Below are 18,023 nucleotides of genomic sequence, written 5' to 3'. Positions count from 1 at the left end.
ATGCCCCTGCGCCGCGCCGCGATCGTCGCCCCCATCCGCACCGCCGTCGGCAAATTCGGCGGCAGCCTCTCTTCGCTGACCGCCGGCGACCTCGGTGCCGTGATCCTGAAGGCGCTGATCGAGCGCACCAGGATCGATCCCGGCCGCGTCGATGATGTCGTCTTTTCGCAAGGTTATGGGAATGGCGAAGCGCCGTGCATCGGGCATTGGTCGTGGCTCGCCGCGGGCCTGCCGCTCGAGGTTCCGGGCTATCAGCTCGACCGCCGCTGCGGGTCGGGGCTGCAGGCGATCGCCAACGCTGCGATGATGGTCCAGACCGGCATGTCCGACGTCGTCGTCGCGGGCGGCGTCGAATCCATGTCGAACGTCGAACATTACAGCACCGACATTCGCAAGGGCGTCCGCGCCGGAAACCTCACCCTCCACGACCGGCTGACCCGCGGCCGCGTGATGTCGCAGCCGGTCGAACGCTTCGGCGTCATCACCGGCATGATCGAGACCGCCGAAAATCTCGCCAAGGATTATGGCATCAGCCGCGAGGCGTGCGATGCCTATGCGGTGCGCAGCCACCAGCGCGCCGCCGCGGCGTGGGGCAAGGGCCTCTTCGCCGACGAACTGGTGCCGGTGTCGGTCCCGCAACGCAAAGGCGACCCGATCATCTTCGCGCAGGACGAGGGCTATCGCGCCGACGCGACCATCGAAACGCTCGGCAAGCTGCGCCCGCTCGAAGGCGGCGTCGTCACCGCGGGCAATGCAAGCCAGCAGAATGACGCGGCCGCCGCATGTCTTGTCGTCGCTGAAGACAAGCTCGACGAACTCGGCCTCGAACCCATCGCCTGGTTCCACAGCTGGGCTGCGGCAGGCTGCGACCCCAGCCGCATGGGCATCGGCCCCGTTCCCGCGGTCGAACGGTTGTTCGCCCGCAATGGCCTCGGCTGGAACGACATTGACCTTGTCGAACTCAACGAAGCCTTTGCGCCGCAGGTGCTCGCGGTGCTCAAGGGCTGGGGCTGGTCGGACGACGATAGCCGCAACGAGATTTTGAACGTCAACGGATCGGGCATTTCGCTCGGCCATCCGATCGGCGCGACGGGCGGGCGCATCCTCGCCAACCTCACCCGCGAACTCGTTCGCCGCGACGGCCGCTATGGCCTCGAAACCATGTGCATCGGCGGCGGTCAGGGTATCGCCGCGATCTTCGAGCGCGCGGCCTGAGCATGACCGATCTGCGCCCTGCCCTGACCGCCGCGCAGGCTTATCGCGCGGCGGCGCAGGCAGCGCTCGCCGAACGACTGGCGTCACGGGCGATCGACGCCGAGCAACGCGCAGCGCATGGCTTTGCGTGGGTGGCGACGACGGTCGCTGCGCTCGAAGCGACGCTTGACTGGCTGGAAGCGGGCAGAGGCGCCAATCCGGTCGATGCACAAGTGGCCACCCTCGCTTTCGCCGAGGGCATCGGCCAGCTCATCGGCGGCCTGCCGATGGGCCAGAATGAGATGTTCCGTCCGGCCGATCTTGGGATCGGCGCAGCGGCGCGCACGCTTGCCGACACTTGCGCTAATCTTCTCGACACCGATCATGTCACCACCCGCGCCGACCTCGCCACCGCGCTGGCGGCGGGACATTGGCCCAGCGAGACGCTCCACGACGCCGACCTCGACACGATCCGCGATCAGTACCGCCGCTTCACCGATGCCGAAATCATCCCGAACGCACATCGCTGGCACCTCGCCAACGATCTGATCCCCGACGCGACCGTGACGGCGATGGCCGACCTCGGCACCTTCGGCGTCTGTATCCCCGAGGAATATGGCGGCCTCGGCCTCGGCAAGCTGGTGATGTGCATCGTCACCGAGGAATTGTCGCGCGGCTGGATCGGCACCGGCTCGCTGGGGACACGGTCCGAAATCGCGGGCGAGCTGATCGTCCTAGGCGGCACCGACGAACAGAAGAGCCAGTGGCTGCCCCGGATCGCTAGCGGCGAAGTCCTGCCGACCGCGGTTTTCACTGAACCCGATGTCGGATCGGACCTCGGGTCGCTACAAACGCGCGCACGTACGGACGCTAACGGCGAATGGGTGATCGACGGCGCCAAAAACTGGATCACCCACGCCGCGCGCTCCGACCTGATGACTTTGCTCACCCGCACCCTGCCCAATGCGAAGGGCTATGCCGGGCTGTCGATGCTGCTCGTCCCCAAGCCGCGCGGGACCGAGGACACACCCTTTCCCGCCGACGGCATGACGGGCAGCGAAATCGAGGTGCTCGGCTATCGCGGAATGCGCGAGTATGCGCTGCAGTTCGACGCGATGCGCGCACCCGCCGACGCCTTGCTCGGCGGCGAAGAGGGGCAAGGTTTCAAGCAATTGATGCGCACCTTCGAAGGCGCCCGCATCCAGACCGCCGCGCGCGCGGTCGGCGTCGCACGGCGCGCGCTCGAACTCGGACTCGACTATGCACTGAATCGCAAACAGTTCGGCAAGGCGATCATCCATTTCCCGCGCGTCGCCGACAAGCTCGCGATGAGCCTCGTCGATTTCGTCGTCGCGCGCGAATTGAGCTACGCCGCCGCGCGCGCCAAGGACTCGGGCAAGCGCTGCGATATCGAAGCCGGGATGGCGAAGCTGCTCGGCGCGCGCGCCGCCTGGTCGAACGCCGACGCCGGTCTGCAAATCCACGGCGGCAATGGCTATGCGCTCGAATATGAAATCAGCCGCATCCTGTGCGACGCGCGCATCCTCAATATTTTCGAAGGCGCCGCCGAAATTCAGGCACAGGTGATCGCGCGCGGTCTGGTCGGAGGACGCAATTGATGGGCGAATGGCAGGACTGGGTCGGCCGCGAAAGCATCCGCCATGACCGGGTGAGCGAGGAGCTTGCAGCTCGCTGGCTCGCGACACTCAACCGCGACACACCAGCGGACGATAGCGTTCCGCAAGGTCTCCACTGGTGCCTCTGCACACCTGATGCGCCGACCGCGACGCTGGGCGCCGACGGGCATCCCCGGCGCGAGGACAGTCCCGACAGCTGGATGCCGCCGATCCCGCTGCCGCGCCGCATGTGGGCGGAAAGCAAAGTCGAGTATCTCGAACCCATCACCCTCGGCGCAGCAATCGAGCGCCGCTCGGCGATCCGATCCATCACCGCCAAACAGGGTGGATCGGGACCGCTCGTCTTCGTCGAAGTCGGGCATGAAACGCACGCCGATGGCCAGCTTTCCGTGCGCGAGACGCAATCGATCGTGTTCCGCGATGCCGCGCCGGCAGGCGCTCCGCCATCCCCACCGCCGCCCGGCGAGGGCCATTTCGATCCCGGCGAATGGGATAGTCACCGCCTGCTGGTGCCCGACGAAGCGCTGCTCTTCCGCTATGCGGCGCTGACCTTCAACAGCCATCGCATCCATTACGACCTGCCCTATGCGACGCAGGAAGAAGGCTATCGCGGGCTCGTCGTCCACGGCCCGCTCACCGCGACTTTGCTCCTTGATCTTGCCCAGCGGCAGTTCGGCGACAATGCGCTGACCTCCTTTGCCTTCCGCGGCCTCTCCCCTGCAATCTGCAGCGAAGAGCTGCATCTGGCGCTGCGCGGTGATGGCGCATTAGTCGAACTGGGCGCCTTCGCCGCCGATGGTCGAGCCGTCATGTCGGCGTCCGCCACGCTCTGAGGCCGACCGCCACCGTATCGCCGCGATCGATCGAAAATTCGGTCCTTGACTCGAAACGGCCTTTCCCCCCAAAAGACTTATGACACCGGTGTCTGAAATGGACCCGGACGACCGCAGGAAAATGCGGCACTACGGGAGAGACGCAACGCATGATCAGAAACAGGCCCTCCATGCTCGGCCGATGCCTCGGCCTCGGCGCGGGTCTGATGGTTGCTGCGCCCGCGCTCGCGGCTGACGGCGCCCCGGCGCGCGCCTTCAACACGGTTGTCGAAAAGCATATCCAGCCACAGTCCGAACAATTGCTGCTCGCGCTGGTCAAGGACGGCAAGGCGTTGCAGATTGACGGCATCGCGGTGTTCAACGGCAGCGACAAATTTTTGCCCGGCAAGATCGCCATTGGCCTCGCCGAATATCTCGATGGCCTGGCCGACGATGATCCCCGCCTCCCCGATTATCTCGGCCATTTCCGCAAGATCGCGAAGCTGACCATCGACGATCCGAACGACACTTGGGGCATCTATTACTATCTGACCGCGCTCGACATATTGCGCCGCCGCGGCTGGCTCGAGCAGGCGGTCGATCCGCTCACCATGGCGAAGTTGCGTGTGCGGCTCGACTGGCGCAGCTTCGTCGATCGCGACCGCTATGTGCTGATTGATCATCCGAACAATTATATCGTCGTCGCCTTATCGATCGCGCGGCTGCGCGGTGCGATGGGCTGGGAAGACGATAGCGCGGCGACGCACCTCTACGCCGCCGCAGCCAAACATTATCGCACCTATTCGGACTTTGGTTTCGCCGACGAGACCGACGGCGAAGGCCGCTTCGACCGCTATTCGATCCTGCTCGCGGGCGAAATCGCGGCGCGCTATGTCCAGACCCGCGACACGCCGCCCAAAGAGACCCTCGACTGGCTGCGCAAGGCCGCCAACGTCATGCTGCTGCGCGTTAACGGCGACGGGCTGGGTTTCGAATATGGCCGCAGCCTTGGCCCCTATGGCGAAACCTCGATCGTCGAGGTGCTGACCGCCGCAGCCGCGACCGGCGTATTGACCGAAGCGGAAAAGACGATCGCCTATGCCTATGCTTCGCGCGTCGCCGAACGCTATGTCGATTTCTGGGTAAACCCGCGCACCGGGTCGGTGAACCTGTGGGACAACGGACGGCGCACCGACGCCTATCGCGGCAAGTTCCGCATCCTCGGCGAAAACCTCAGCCTCGCGCATCAATTTTCCTACACCAATGCCGTATGGAACAAGCTTGGCTATCGCGACCGCACGCCCAAAATCGACTGGGCGGCGGTACAGGCCGCCAAGCCGAAGCGGACCACGACCTGGTTCGCGCGCGGCACCTATGACCGGATGCTGCTGACCTTGCAGGACGGCAAACGCCTCATCAGCCTGCCGGTAATCAACGGCGGCGCGACCCAGCATAATCACAGCCCCTATTTCCCCATTCCCTTCTCGCCCGGCATGCTCGAGGGCGTCGCCGACGGCGATGCCCCCCTGCTGATCCCGCAACTGACGCTCGGCGACGGCAGCGTCGTGATGCCGCTCGCTTATCAGCGCGATGTGAAGGTCGAAGCGGCGGGCAACCGCACGCTCGTCAGCTGGCACCAGAGCGAACTCGACCGGATGGGCAACGCCGCGCCCGTGCCCGACAAGCGCGTTTCGGTGACGACCAGTTACAGCTTTGCGCCCGGCCGGATCACCCGCACCGACGTCTTCGTGCCGCAAATGGGCATAACGATCGCCGATGCGCGCATCGAATTCGCCAGCTTCTCCACGGGCGCCCGGGTGCAAGGTACCGACACAGCATTTGCCGCGGGCGACGTGCGCCGCTTCACGATCACCGGGCTATCCCGATGCACTGCCGGACCAACTGAAGGCAAGGAAGCCTATCGAACGCCGCAGGGTCCGATGCACAGCGTGATATCATGTCAGGGCGTGCGCACGGCAAGCGGCGCGCTCCGGATCAGCTGGACCCTGGAATATCAATAAGCGCGACCGAACCCAGGCGGGAGGATCTATGCAACTGACACGCCGGACATGGAGTGGCGCGGTGCTAGCGCTGCTCGCAGGGTGCGCGGTACGGCCGCCGGTGCAGCCTGCCGCCGCGCCGCTCGACATCGCCGCGATCGACCGCGCCCGCATCCTGCGCGCCGCCGATCGCTGGCTGGATGATGCTCCGGTGACGATCACGGCCTTTCGCGCCGCGCGCAGCCCGGGCTCGGCGCATGATTATTATTCGGAAGGCGATTATTGGTGGCCGGACCCTGCCAATCCCGGCGGCGCCTATGTTCGGCACGACGGCTTTTCGAACCCCGCGCGCTTCGACGATCACCGGCAGGCGCTCATCGGCCTGGGACTGCGTGTGCCCGCCTTCGTGGCGGCGTGGATCGTCACCCGAAACCGGCGCTATGCGAAAGCCGCGGCACGCCATCTCGAGGCATGGTTCGTGACGCCTGCGACGCGGATGAATCCCAGCCTCGACCACGCGCAGGCGATCATCGGAGTGAACACCGGACGCGGCATCGGCGTGATCGACACGCTCCAGATCGTCGAGGTCGCGCGCGCTGTCAGCAGGCTGATCGAGACGGGTTATCCGCTCGACCCCGGAGTGAAGGGCTGGTTCCGCGCCTATCTGAACTGGCTCACGACATCGAAGAACGGCACAGACGAACGCGACGAAAAGAATAATCACGGCAGTTGCTGGGTGCTGCAGGCGGCGGAATTCGCGCGGCTGGTCGGGGACGAGGCCGTACGCGCCGACGCGCGCGAGCGCTTCCGCACCCGGCTGATCCCCGACCAGATCGCCCCCGACGGCAGCCAGCCGCTCGAACTCGCGCGCACCAAGCCGTTCGGATATTGCCTGTTCAATCTCGACGTCCTCGCCGCCGCCGCTCATTCGCTGAGCACAGCCGACGACGATCTGTGGCGCTTCACTACAGCCGACGGGCGCTCGCTCGGCACCGCGCTCGCCTTCATGGCGCCCTATATCGCCGACAAGCGCCGCTGGCCCTTCGCGCATGACGTCGAATATTGGAACGACTGGCCGGTGCGTCATTCCAGCCTGCTGTTCGGCGGGCTCGCGCTCGCGCAGCCCGGCTATGTCGCGCTGTGGCAGCGGCTCGATGGTGATCCCGAGGTTGGCGAGATCATCCGCAACTATCCCGTTCGCCAGCCTTTGCTGTGGCTGTGATCCCGCGCTGCGCCGCCTGTATGGTCACGGCACTGGCGCTCGGCGGGTGCGCGACCGGCGCCGGGCCGTCCGATGGGGTCCATACCGAAGCCTTCGGCCGCACGGCGAGGGGCCAGCCAGTCGAGCGCTACAGCTTCGCCAACGCGACAGGAATGCGCGTGAGCGCGATCACCTATGGCGCAACGCTCACCGCCGTCGAAGTGCCGGGCCGCGCGGGCCAGCGCGCCAATGTCGTCCTCAGCCTGCCCGACATAGCCGCCTATGAACGGACGCAGCGGCGCTGGGCATCTGTGATCGGGCGTTATGCCGGGCGCATTGCCGATGCGCGCTTCACACTGGACGGTGTGACCTATGGGCTGGAACCAGGGCGCAACGGTGTGACGCTTCACGGCGGCTCCGACGGTTATGATCGCCGGATATGGGCGGCGACGCCTTTCAACGATGACCGGTCGTCGGGTATCGTCTTCCGGCTCGACAGCCGCGACGGCGATCAGGGCTTTCCCGGCCACTTGCGACTTGAAGTCACCTATCGCCTCCCGCATCGGCGCAATGAACTTCAGATCGAATATCGCGCGCGCAGCGATGCCGCGACGGTGATCAATCCGACCAATCACGGCTTCTTCAACCTCGCCGGAGCCGGTGCAGGATCGATCGGCGGCCACCGCGTGACCATCGCCGCCGACCGCTACGCCGAAACTGATGACCGCAAAATACCGACGGGGCGCCTCCTTCCCGTCGCCGGCACTGCACTCGACTTGCAGCGGCCGACCCTGCTCGCGCCATGGCTGGAGGCACACGATCCGCTCCTCGCACCGTCGAGCGGCTTCGACCACAGCCTTGTCCTCACCTCCGCTAGCGGCACCAGACACGCAGCTTCGATCGATGAGCCAGCGTCCGGTCGGCGGCTCGAGATTTTCACCACCGAACCCTCGGTCCAGTTCAACAGCGGCAACGGCTTCGACGGAACCGAAATCGGCGCCGAGGACATCGCCTATTCACGCCACGCGGGCTTCGCGATCGAGACCCAGCATCTGCCCGACAGCCCCAATCAGCCCGGCTTCCCGTCGACCGTGCTGCGCCCCGGGCAGGAGTTCCGGTCGCTGACCATCTATCGCTTCTCGGTTCCGCCCGCGCGCTGATCGGCATCGAGCATGGGATGCGGGCGAACCGCGACGCTTCCCGAACCCAGCGCCCAGCGAATGCCTTCGAGGTACATCGACTGGACGCGCGGATCGTCCCAGCTTTCATCGGTGTGGCCCAGACCCGAGTAAAAGACCCGGCCCTTTCCATAGCGCTTGATCCAAGCGACCGGAAAGTCGCGGTCGACGCGATGCACCCCGGGGCTGGCCAGATCGACGCTCTGCGGATCGAGCCGCGCCAGCACGTCGACATCGCGCCGCGAATAAGGCGCGGCGCGCATCTGATAATGTTCGTCGGCCAGCGTCATTCCGGTCGACCAGCCCTTCATCGCCGGAAAATCGGGCCGTTCGACGATGATCCGCGCCGCGATCACTTTCCAAGGGTGATTGTCGAACACCCCGCCGAGCATCCGCCCATATTCGGGCCAGCCATAGGCGGTCGCCGCCGCCGAATGGACCCCGATGAAGCCCTTCCCGTCGGCATGAACAAAGGCCAGCAGGTCGCGCTTCTGATCGTCCGACAGGTCGGTCTCGCCATTGGTGTAGAAGAGCACGGCATCATAATGATCGAGCGTCGCCGCGCGCGATGCCTTCGGGCCGCCCTTCGCATAATCGCCCTTCCCCCACACTTCGCCTTTGGTCACCAGCATCATGTCGGTACGGATCGTCGTCACATAGGCACCGGACTGCCGCCCCAGCCGCTCGATCGTCGCAACCGCGTGGCTCGACACCCCATGCGCAGTCTGATTGCCCGTCGAATGATCGGCGATCACCAGCAGGCGCTTCGGCGGGACAGCGGGCGGAGACTCGCTCGCCTGCGAAGAGAATGCGGCGACAGCGATTGCCGCCAGCAATCCGGCCGTCACGACAGGGAATATACCGGATTTCAATCCCATAACCTGCCTGTTCCCTATCTGGAGCACAATCTTGACACCGGTTACCGACACCGGTATCATTGCTGGGAAATAGCGATACAAAGTCGCAATGTCGAACGCATAAGTATCGAAATCAGGGAGAGGGATGTTATGAAGAAGAGGCTTCTTCTGTGCGCGTCGGTGATCGGCATTATGTGCCACGGACAGGCGCTGGCGCAGAGCGCCGCCGCACCAGCAGAGGATAGCGAAGTCGCCGAGGGCGATATCGTCGTCACCGGTATTCGCGGCTCGCTCGAGCAGGCGGCCGAGATCAAGCGCGACGCCAGCCAGGTTCTCGACGTCATCACCTCCGAAGATGTCGGCAAGCTGCCCGACGCCAATGTCGCCGAGGCGCTGCAACGCGTCACCGGGGTCCAGATCACCCGCGTCTTTGGCGAAGGGCAGGCGGTGAACATCCGCGGCCTGCAACAGGTCCGCGTCGAAATCGATGGCCGTACCCTGCTCGGCTTCTCCGCCCGCGTATCGCCGCCCGAGAATGACAATCTCGGCCGCTCCTCGGGCCTTGACGCTGTCCCCTCCTCGCTGTTCGGCCGCCTCGAAGTGCGCAAGTCGCCGATCGCCAGCCAGGTCGAAGGTGGCCTTGGCGGGTCGGTGAACCTCGTCACTCCCAAGCCCTTTGATTTCAAGAAGACCACTTTGTCGGCACAGGTGCAGGGCACTTATTCGGAAGGTGCCGACAAGTTCGAACCCGGCTTCTCCGGCCTGTTCACGACTACACTTGCCGGCGGCAATATCGGCATATTGATCTCGGGCGAATATCAGAAACGCTCGTCGAGCCTGCAATTGTTCGAACGCAATAATTTCTTCGACAGCCTCAACGGCGGAACGACCAAGAAATTCGCACCGCGCCTGCTGCAATATGAAAATACCGACATCGACCGGTCGCGCCTCGGGATCAACGGCTCGATCCAGTGGCAGGCCTCGCCCGATTTCGTGCTGACCGCCGACGGCCTCTATTCCAAGGTCAACGCCAAGCGCACCAACCAGTTCATCGCGTTCAACATGCCGACCAGCGCGACCGCCGCGATCATCACCAATCCGGTGATCGAGGACAATCACATCGTCGCCGGCACCGCTACCGGCAACATCCGCACCGGTAACCAGCGCCGCGACGATCCGGCGACCAGCCTGCTCTTCGGCCTCAATGGCAAATATGACGACGGCACCTTCACCATCGAAGCCGACGGCTATTACAGCCGCGGCACGCTGCGGCAGAAGATCGAGGTCGTCACGCTGCAGACCGCGAACAATGTCGTCGGCAGCTTCGATTTCCGCAACGGCCCGATCCCCGACCTGATCCTGAAAACGGCGGGCGGCGCAGCCTATGACCCGTCGCTCGTCTCCAACTTTCCGGCGCGCACCGACCTTCTGACCCTGCGCGCCAACACTCTGCCCGGAACGCTCGAGGAATGGGCGGGCCGCTTCGATGTCGGCTATGACGCGGGCGATGGCATCAAGCTGAAGGCCGGGGTGCGCTATGTCGACCTCAGCGGCAAATCGGAGGCATTTCGCAGTCGCGCCGACGCCAGCATGGCCGACCTCGCGCCCTATCTCGATACAGGAAATCCCGATTTTCTGAAGGATATCAAAGGCAATTTCCCGCGCAAGTTCCTGACCGGGGTGCCCGATGCCAAGTTCATCATCGACCGGGTACTGATCGTCGAACCGAACCAGTCGGGCGATCCGGCGGGAACGTTGCGGCGCAACGCCGCGCGCGATTATGACCTGCGCGAAAAGACACTCTCGGGCTATTTGATGTTCGACGCCGAGGATGAAATCTTCGGTCGCCCGATCCGCCTCAACGCCGGCGTCCGCATCACCCACACCGATTTTTCGGTCGACACCTTTACCCAGCAGGGCAATCTGCTGCTCCCGCGCACCGACACCAACAAATATACCAACGTCCTGCCCAGCGCGAACCTGACGCTGAACGCCACCGACGATTTGCTGATCCGGCTTTCGGCGTCGCAGACGTTGCAGCGCGCGGGCCTTGCCGAACTCGCGCCATCGACCTTCGTCGATGCCACCAACCGCACATCGACCAGCGGCAATGCCAGCCTGACCCCGCCGATCTCGAGCAACCTCGATCTGTCGATCGAATATTATACCAGCAAAAGCTCGATGATTTCGGGCGCGGTCTTTTACAAGAGCGTCCAGGACTTCATCGCGACGAGCACGACCGAAGCGATCATCCCGGGCTTCGAAAGCCTCGGCGTCGTCCGCGTCTCGCGCCCCGACAATGTCGCCTCGGCGAAGGTGAAGGGGTTCGAGGTCGGGGTTACCCAGTTCCTCGACTTCCTGCCCTCGCCGCTCGACGGCTTCGGCGTGATCGCCAACTATACGTTCGCCGACAGCAAGGACAGCAATGGCTTCCCGCTCGTCGCCACGTCGAAGCACAGCTACAATCTTGTCGCGCTTTACGAAAAAGGCCCGCTGTCGGCCCGCGTCGCCTATAACTGGCGCGACGATGCGGTGTTCGAATTCATTCAGGGCCGCCCGCAGGTTATTGCGGCGCGATCACAACTCGACGCCCAGCTCGGCTTCGACATCAACGATCATTTCGCACTGTCGGTGCAGGCGCAGAACCTGATCCCGAAGGATTCGGCGACGGTAGAAATCAGCGATTTCAACCCGCTGGCGGTCAACAGCTATGCCCTGTCGGAACGTCGCTATTCGATCGGACTGCGCGCCAAATTCTAGCGCGGTCCCGCAGGCATGCTGCAGGCAGATAGTGTCCCGCCAGATCCGCAAGGAACTGGCGGGCCCCTAACGCGCGGCGCGCATCAAAATTCGATAGCAATCTTCACATTGACGGGCATCACGCCCGCCAGCGTCGCAATCTGTTCGCGGCTGGCCTCGACCAGGGCACGAATTTGTTCGACCTTGTCGCCGGAAATGGCATCTTCACCCGCCTGCCCAGCCGTGTCGCCGATCACCAACTCGCGCTCCGAAATGCCGAAGGCTTCGGCCAGCGCGAGCAGATTGCTGCGCCGCGGAACCGTCTTGCCCGTTTCCCACGCCCAGATGCTGGGGGTACTCAAGCCGGTTCGCGTCGAAAGTGCCGCACGGCTAAGGCCGCGCTCCTGCCGCAGCCGGTGCAGTCGTTGCGGCAGCATTTCATAGGCGTCCGCCTCGCCCGCCGGATCGACGTCGGTCGGCAGCGGATTGCGCAGCTGTGCGGCGCTGAGCACCGCGCGCGATAACGGCTGATCGAAGCGGCAACCGGCGAGTGCCTCGCTACGCCAGACGACAGCGGCGGCCAGGTCGGGCGCCTCGGGCAGTGAGACCATGATCCGCTGACCGATCGTCAGTTCCGACGTCGTTTCGATCAACATGCCGGTGGCCGACAAATTGTGGATCACGACCGCCGCGCCTTCGCTGCCGTCGACCGAGCCCAAAGCCTCGATCCGCATGCGCACGCGCGCGGCTCCACGCTGGCCTTCCGAGGCTTGCTGATGTTCGATCGTCGCGTGAATGGGCATGGCTAGGGCCTATGCGCCGACATCGGTTGTCGAATGGTAAAGATCGCCGGCGGCATGCCCCGACGATGCGGCGCGCCCGCGGTGACCACAAGGCGAGGATGCCGCTGCCCGGACGAGCCGTGTGCCGCGCGCGGTGAGCGAAGTGGCCGCCCGGCACCGCAAGGCGCGGAATATGGCGCCTTGCGGTGCGGCCGCCCGAGGCAGCGAAGCCCTGACAGCTAAGCTTGCTGCCTGTCTAAAGTTAATAAGCGGGACAGCCCTGTCCCAATTCTGAACGCCACACAGCTTTCCACCCCGGTCCATCGGGGCGATTAACCCTCGTGCAGTGCACTAAACGGCCAATTATCGTTGAAGTTGAATGACATCGCCGACGGGCTTTCTTGCCGGGACCGAATTTAGGGGTGCGAATCGGTCTTAATCTCTGTATTAAGTTTTTCTTAACGGAGGGTGGGGATGAGCGAGGTCGCGACTCCCCCGGGCATGGGGATGCCCAAGGCTGCTGCAAGGCGAAGCCTAAAACCGTTTCCGGTTTCTTGGGGGGTAGTGGTTTGAAATTCGTTCTCTTTGCGCTTGCCGCCACGGCTTTTGCTGTGCCCGCGAGTGCTAGCGAAATCGAAAATGTCCGCTCGCTCGACATCGCGGTCAGCGGAGCCATTCGCCAGCATTGCGCGATGGGCAGCATCCCCGACATCGACTTCGGCAATCTTGAACGGCGCGGCCTTGGCTTCGAAGCGCGCGTCGCGCTCGATTGCAACGTGCCGTTCACCATGTCGATCAAGGGCGCGCACGGCGCCCTGACCCATACGACGAAGCCGGGCGGTCAAGGCCCCTATGGCGGCCAGCTATCCTATAATCTGGCTGTCAAAATGCCCGTTCGTTACCCGGCGACGCAAATGATCAGCGGTTCGTTCGATGGCAGCCAGCTGCAAAGCGGCGGCGTGATTTCGAGCAATGGCGGCATCGCAACCGACGGCATGCTCCTGGCAGTCAAGCTTGGCCTGCCTTCGGGCGAGGCCGGGCTGCTCGCCGGCGAATATTCGGAGACGATTACGATCACGGTCTCTCCGACCTGAAGAGTTCGTCCGCGGATGAACCGCGGACGTAGCTGACAGAGCAGGCACCGCTGCTCTGCCGGTATCCGACCAGTCGGTGCAGGTATTAGGCCGAAACCCGCCATGTGGCGGGGCGGCATAATAGAGGGAAGAAAATTATGAAGAAGATCCTTTGCGGCGCCGTTGCCGCTATCGCTCTCGTCGGCGCCGCAGCGCCCGCCGCAGCACAGACCAACCAGGTCCACTACAACGCGCTCGGTATCGAACTGACCAACCCGACCGGCTTGGGCGGCGCGATCGCTGCGGGCCTTGCAGAAGTCGGCCTCAACAACGGCATCGGCACGCGCTACACCGCATTTTCGACGTCGCCTGGCGACACCGCGACTGCGAAAGACCGCATTGACGTGACGTTCAAGCTGAGCGGCCGCGTCAACGAAGATTGCTCCTTCTATGCCGGCAACAACAGCAACGCCCAGAACATCGACTTCGGCGTCATCGGCGTTCGCACCGGCGACAATGAAAATGTCGGTTCGGCGTTCAACATGGTCGGCACCGCTGTCGCCAACGTCCGCACGCTGACTGCTGGCTGCAACACCAACAATGCCGTTGAAATCAGCAAGAACGACGTTCGTGGTCTCGTGAACAACAACCCCGGTGGCTACAACAGCGACGAATTCCAGGCGAACATCCCCTACTCGGTGGCCGCTGCCTGGACCGGTGCAGCCCCCACGGGTGCTGGCGCTCCGACCAACGAAACGCTGACGGTTGGAACCACGAGCAATGCCGGCCTGCGCAACCAGGGCGCATGGCGTTCGGACATGCGCATCACCTTCACCGCTCCGGTCGCCGCCAAGGCACTGGTCGCCGGCAACTATGTCGGTGAAACCAAGGTCACGCTGCGCGCGAACTAAGGTTCCGGCAGGAAATATGAAGAAAGGGGAAAGAGCAATCTTTCCCCTTTTTTCACCAAGGCTTGGTAGCATTGCCCAGCATCTGGGGGCGGGGAATTATGACAATATTGACGACGTCAAAGCGGCGCGCGCGCGCGCTGTTTGCCGCGATTGCGGCGCTGTTCATACTGATCAGCCCGGCCCTGGCCATGCGCGTATCTCCCATGGTTGTGGAGATGGAGACGCGCGGCTCCAATGCGGTCGCCCGCATCGAAGTGCAAAATATCAATCAGGGCAACCTCGCTTTCGAAACGCGCGTTTTCCTGATGACGCTCGACGAAAAGGGCCAGATTGTTGAAACACCGGCCGACGACAAATTCCTGATCTTTCCGCCTCAGGGTGTACTGCCCGCCGGCGGACGTCAGGTGGTCCGCCTCCAATGGGTCGGCGAGCCCGACATGGCGGCATCGCAGGCCTATTATGTTTCGATACAGCAACTGCCGGTAGCGCTGGAACCGACCACGACCGAAGAACTCGCCGCTCAGGTGCAGATTCTCTACAATATGCGCGCACTTGTCGTCGTGGCGCCCCCAGGGGCAAAGCCTGACGTATCCGCAGCCTCCGTCCACCAGGTGAACTACCAGCCCCCGGCACCCCCGGGTTCGGACGCGCTCCCGCCGTTGCAGGATGGCGTCGCCATCACCCTCCGCAACGAAGGCCGTCGCCACGCGATGATGGCGCACTTCGGCTGGCGCCTTGAAGGCACCGATCGCGAAGGAAAATGGTTGCGCGTCGATATCTCGCCCGAGGAATTAAGCCGTGCGATCGGCACAGGCTATGTCCCGGCGCTGGGCGAGCGGACCTTTAACGTACCCGTGACCGGTTTCGGGCCGAACCCGATCAAGCTGTCGTTTACCCAGTGAAGATCGGCTACGCCCTTTGTTCTGTGGCGTTGTCCGCCCTCGCGGCGGGCACCGCGGGCGCGCAGGTGTCGATTCCTCTGCCACCCGGCGGAAAACCGCCGCAGACCAGCCCGGCGCCCGAGGCACCCACGACCATTCCCCTGCCGGGGCATCAATTGCCAACGCTGACGCCGACGCCCGGCTTGCCGCCGCTGCCGGTCGGGCCTCACGGCCGGCCCGATATCAACCCCTATAATCGCGACATCGAGATGACGGTGCCGCTGACGTTCCTCAATCGCAGTCTGGGTGATATCCCGATGCGACTGACCGCCGACGACCGGTTCATGCTCGACACCGCAACATTCGTCCGCCTGATGCAACCCATCCTGAACGATGAAGCGCAGGCGAGCCTGTCTTCGCGTCTGCAAGGACTGGAAACCTTCGGGCCGGACGATCTGGAACGGACCGGCGTGCAGTTGACCTATGACCCTGCCTCGCTGGCGGTCGTCGTGGTGGAAGTGGGCCCGGAACAACGAGCGATCGAAGATATCTTTTCCCCGCCGCGCGACGACAACAACATTGTGACGCTGCAACCTGCCGCTTTTTCCGCCTTTCTGAATCTCAACGTCGGCCAGACATATATCTGGGAAGGCGGTCGCGCCGATCCTCCGACGGTCAATTTCGACGGTGCGATACGGTTCGGCCGCGTCGTTTTTGAAGGCGATGCGCAGTTCAGCCAACGGTTCGGAACGACGGACGAAAAATACAAGTTCGAACGCAATTATGCCAGGCTGGTTTACGACGAGCCGGAGGATTACCGCCGTTGGCTATTGGGCGATCTCGACCCCGAAATCCGTGGCTTGCAATCCTACACCCAAATGGGCGGCGTCGGCGTGCTGCGCCAGAAACGCCGCTTCAACAGCTTTCGCTCCGCCGTTCTGCAATCAAACCGGCAACTGGTCCTGCAGCGTGAATCGACGGTCCGATTTCTGCGCAACGGCTCGCTCTATCGTGAAGTGCGGCTCCAGCCCGGCCGCTACGATTTCAGTTCGCTACCGCTTGTCGCGGGCAGCAATGACATCGACATTCAGGTCACCGACAATACGGGCAGCGTCCAGAATCTGTCCTACCAGCAATATCTCGACCCCATCGACCTCGACCCGGGCGAGCATGAATATGGCGCGTTTCTGGGGCCCACGAGCAATCGCATCGGGAGCGCACCCGATTATAGCGGCCCGGTCGCCTTCACCGGCTTCTTCCGCAAAGCCTTCTTCAATCGCCCGGCCATTGGCGTCGGCGTCCAACTGAGCGAGAACGTCCAATCGCTCTCGGGTCAAACCCAATTCGTGCTTGGCAACGGCAGCCGCCTGCTGCTCGATGCGGCGGGGAGCAATTCAAAGACGGCGGGACAAGGATTTGCCGGCGGCGTCAGCTATGAATATTTTGTCGATCGCGGCAACGAACTCGTCGACAATTTCTCGCTCAGAGCAGATTATCTGTCACCGAATTTTGCGTCGCTTGGAAACCCCGGCGCCATCAATGGCACGGCCTATACGTTGTCCTCGCAATATACGCGGCAGTTCAATTTTCGCCTGACCGCGACGGCGACCGCCTCCTATCTCAAGGGGCGCGGTGCCGTTGGCGACAGCTACAGGCTGGGTGTTTCGGGCAACTACCGGCTGGACCGGCGATGGTCGGTCCGTGCCGGCATGGATTATGCGAAGTTCCCGTCCGCATTTGCGAGCGGCGGCGGCGTTAGCGTCAATGTCGGCCTCGTCTTCCAGCCGGATTATCGCCGGCGTGCCGAGGCGCGATACGAAAGCCGCGATAATCTGTCCGAGCTGTCTTATAATCAAAGCGGCTTGAACCAGATGAACAACGCCGGCTTTGGCGCCGTGGTCGCGCAGCAGAATGGCAACGTCCGCGCGCAAGGCTATGCCGCCTATTCGGCGAACCGTTTCGACGCGACCATCAGCCACGCAAGCTTCGGGCCGAGCTTCTCCGATTTCGGCGCGATCAACGCCACGTCGGTCCGCGTCGGCACGACGCTGGCCTTCGCCGACGGGATGTTCGGTGTGGGGCGCCGTATCAACGACAGCTTCATGTTGCTTGCGCCGCACAAAAATCTGGGCGATCGCAGCGTCGTAGCCGGACAGTCGCTCGCCAAAAATGACTATATCGGCCGGAGCGGCACGCTCGGCGCGGCGGTGAACAATTTCCTTGGCTCCTATGTCACCCAGTCCGTTCAATATGATGTCGAAGACGCGCCCACGGGCTATGACACGGGCGCTGGCGTTGTTCGCGTGCATCCGCCGTACAAGAGCGGCTATGCGATGCGGGTCGGCACGGACGCATTTGTCAGTGTCATGGGCACACTCGCCCTTTCGCCCGAAAAACCCGTCGCGCTGATTGGCGGACGTGTGACGCTCCTCGATGTCAAGGAAGGCGAAAATCTGAAACCGATGCCCTTCTTCACCAACTCTGTCGGACGTTTCGCGATATCCAATATGCTGCCCGGACGCCGCTATCTGGTGGAAACCTATGGGCCGCAAGGCTCAATCGACCAAAGCTTCGAGTTCATGGTCCCCGGCGACACCGACGGCCTCGTAAACCTCGGCACCGTCCGGCCGGGCACAAAAAATTAGGAGGCCTCTCATGCTGCGCCCATTTCTTTTCCTCACTGCCGCCTTGCTGGCTCCGCCCGTGCTTGCTCAGGCACCGGCACCGGCAGCCATTCCGGGCGCCGAATGCCTCATTC

General features: G+C 63.6%; 13 protein-coding genes. 11 read left to right on the top strand and 2 right to left on the bottom strand.

What is annotated here, in order from left to right:
* The 6 genes from AC1RRJ_RS01170 to AC1RRJ_RS01145 all read left to right on the top strand — a co-directional run bounded on the left by AC1RRJ_RS01170 (nt 1) and on the right by AC1RRJ_RS01145 (nt 8,004).
* A complete protein-coding gene (locus AC1RRJ_RS01170) occupies nt 1-1,215 on the top strand; it encodes an acetyl-CoA C-acetyltransferase (protein ID WP_493119873.1) in 1,215 nt (404 codons plus the stop codon).
* 2 nt (nt 1,216-1,217) lie between these two features.
* On the top strand, nt 1,218-2,813 hold the full coding sequence (locus AC1RRJ_RS01165) for an acyl-CoA dehydrogenase family protein (RefSeq protein ID WP_493119872.1): 1,596 nt from the start codon (nt 1,218-1,220) through the stop codon (nt 2,811-2,813).
* On the top strand, nt 2,813-3,664 hold the full coding sequence (locus AC1RRJ_RS01160; protein ID WP_493119871.1) for an HTD2 family dehydratase: 852 nt from the start codon (nt 2,813-2,815) through the stop codon (nt 3,662-3,664). The genes AC1RRJ_RS01165 and AC1RRJ_RS01160 overlap by 1 nt, the downstream gene beginning before the upstream one ends.
* A gap of 149 nt (nt 3,665-3,813) precedes the next feature.
* Complete coding sequence (locus AC1RRJ_RS01155) at nt 3,814-5,664, top strand: hypothetical protein (RefSeq protein WP_493119870.1); 1,851 nt, start codon at nt 3,814-3,816, stop codon at nt 5,662-5,664.
* A gap of 28 nt (nt 5,665-5,692) precedes the next feature.
* Entirely contained in the window at nt 5,693-6,865 is a 1,173-nt protein-coding gene (locus tag AC1RRJ_RS01150) for an alginate lyase family protein (RefSeq protein WP_493119869.1), read from the top strand.
* 20 nt (nt 6,866-6,885) lie between these two features.
* On the top strand, nt 6,886-8,004 hold the full coding sequence (locus AC1RRJ_RS01145) for an aldose epimerase family protein (RefSeq protein ID WP_493119868.1): 1,119 nt from the start codon (nt 6,886-6,888) through the stop codon (nt 8,002-8,004).
* Here the strand turns inward: AC1RRJ_RS01145 and AC1RRJ_RS01140 are convergent.
* Nucleotides 7,974-8,870: a ThuA domain-containing protein gene (locus AC1RRJ_RS01140; RefSeq protein ID WP_493119867.1), complete on the bottom strand. Its 897-nt coding sequence runs from the start codon at nt 8,868-8,870 to the stop codon at nt 7,974-7,976. The genes AC1RRJ_RS01145 and AC1RRJ_RS01140 overlap by 31 nt on opposite strands.
* Before the next feature lie 159 nt (nt 8,871-9,029).
* Between AC1RRJ_RS01140 and AC1RRJ_RS01135 the strand changes: the two genes are divergently transcribed.
* Nucleotides 9,030-11,639 carry a TonB-dependent receptor gene (locus AC1RRJ_RS01135; protein WP_493119866.1) on the top strand — a complete coding sequence of 870 codons (2,610 nt, stop codon included), beginning with the start codon at nt 9,030-9,032 and terminating at the stop codon, nt 11,637-11,639.
* 83 nt (nt 11,640-11,722) lie between these two features.
* Here AC1RRJ_RS01135 and AC1RRJ_RS01130 read toward each other — a convergent pair whose 3' ends face one another.
* Entirely contained in the window at nt 11,723-12,421 is a 699-nt protein-coding gene (locus AC1RRJ_RS01130) for a helix-turn-helix domain-containing protein (RefSeq protein WP_493119864.1), read from the bottom strand.
* A gap of 548 nt (nt 12,422-12,969) precedes the next feature.
* On the opposite strand from AC1RRJ_RS01130, the gene AC1RRJ_RS01125 reads away from it, so the two are divergent.
* The 4 genes from AC1RRJ_RS01125 to AC1RRJ_RS01110 all read left to right on the top strand — a co-directional run bounded on the left by AC1RRJ_RS01125 (nt 12,970) and on the right by AC1RRJ_RS01110 (nt 17,910).
* Nucleotides 12,970-13,494: a hypothetical protein gene (locus tag AC1RRJ_RS01125; protein ID WP_493119863.1), complete on the top strand. Its 525-nt coding sequence runs from the start codon at nt 12,970-12,972 to the stop codon at nt 13,492-13,494.
* A gap of 137 nt (nt 13,495-13,631) precedes the next feature.
* Nucleotides 13,632-14,384 carry a hypothetical protein gene (locus AC1RRJ_RS01120; RefSeq protein ID WP_493119862.1) on the top strand — a complete coding sequence of 251 codons (753 nt, stop codon included), beginning with the start codon at nt 13,632-13,634 and terminating at the stop codon, nt 14,382-14,384.
* A 98-nt stretch (nt 14,385-14,482) separates the two neighbouring features.
* Complete coding sequence (locus tag AC1RRJ_RS01115; protein ID WP_493119861.1) at nt 14,483-15,286, top strand: fimbrial biogenesis chaperone; 804 nt, start codon at nt 14,483-14,485, stop codon at nt 15,284-15,286.
* 23 nt (nt 15,287-15,309) lie between these two features.
* Nucleotides 15,310-17,910, top strand: coding sequence for a fimbria/pilus outer membrane usher protein (locus tag AC1RRJ_RS01110; protein WP_493119859.1), 2,601 nt, complete (start codon nt 15,310-15,312; stop codon nt 17,908-17,910).
* Nucleotides 17,911-18,023 lie beyond the last annotated feature (113 nt).

This window comes from Sphingopyxis sp. GW821-FHT12C06, from assembly GCF_058807415.1.
Note: the sequence above shows the minus strand (reverse complement) of the source record. Positions and strands in the feature narration are given on the sequence as shown.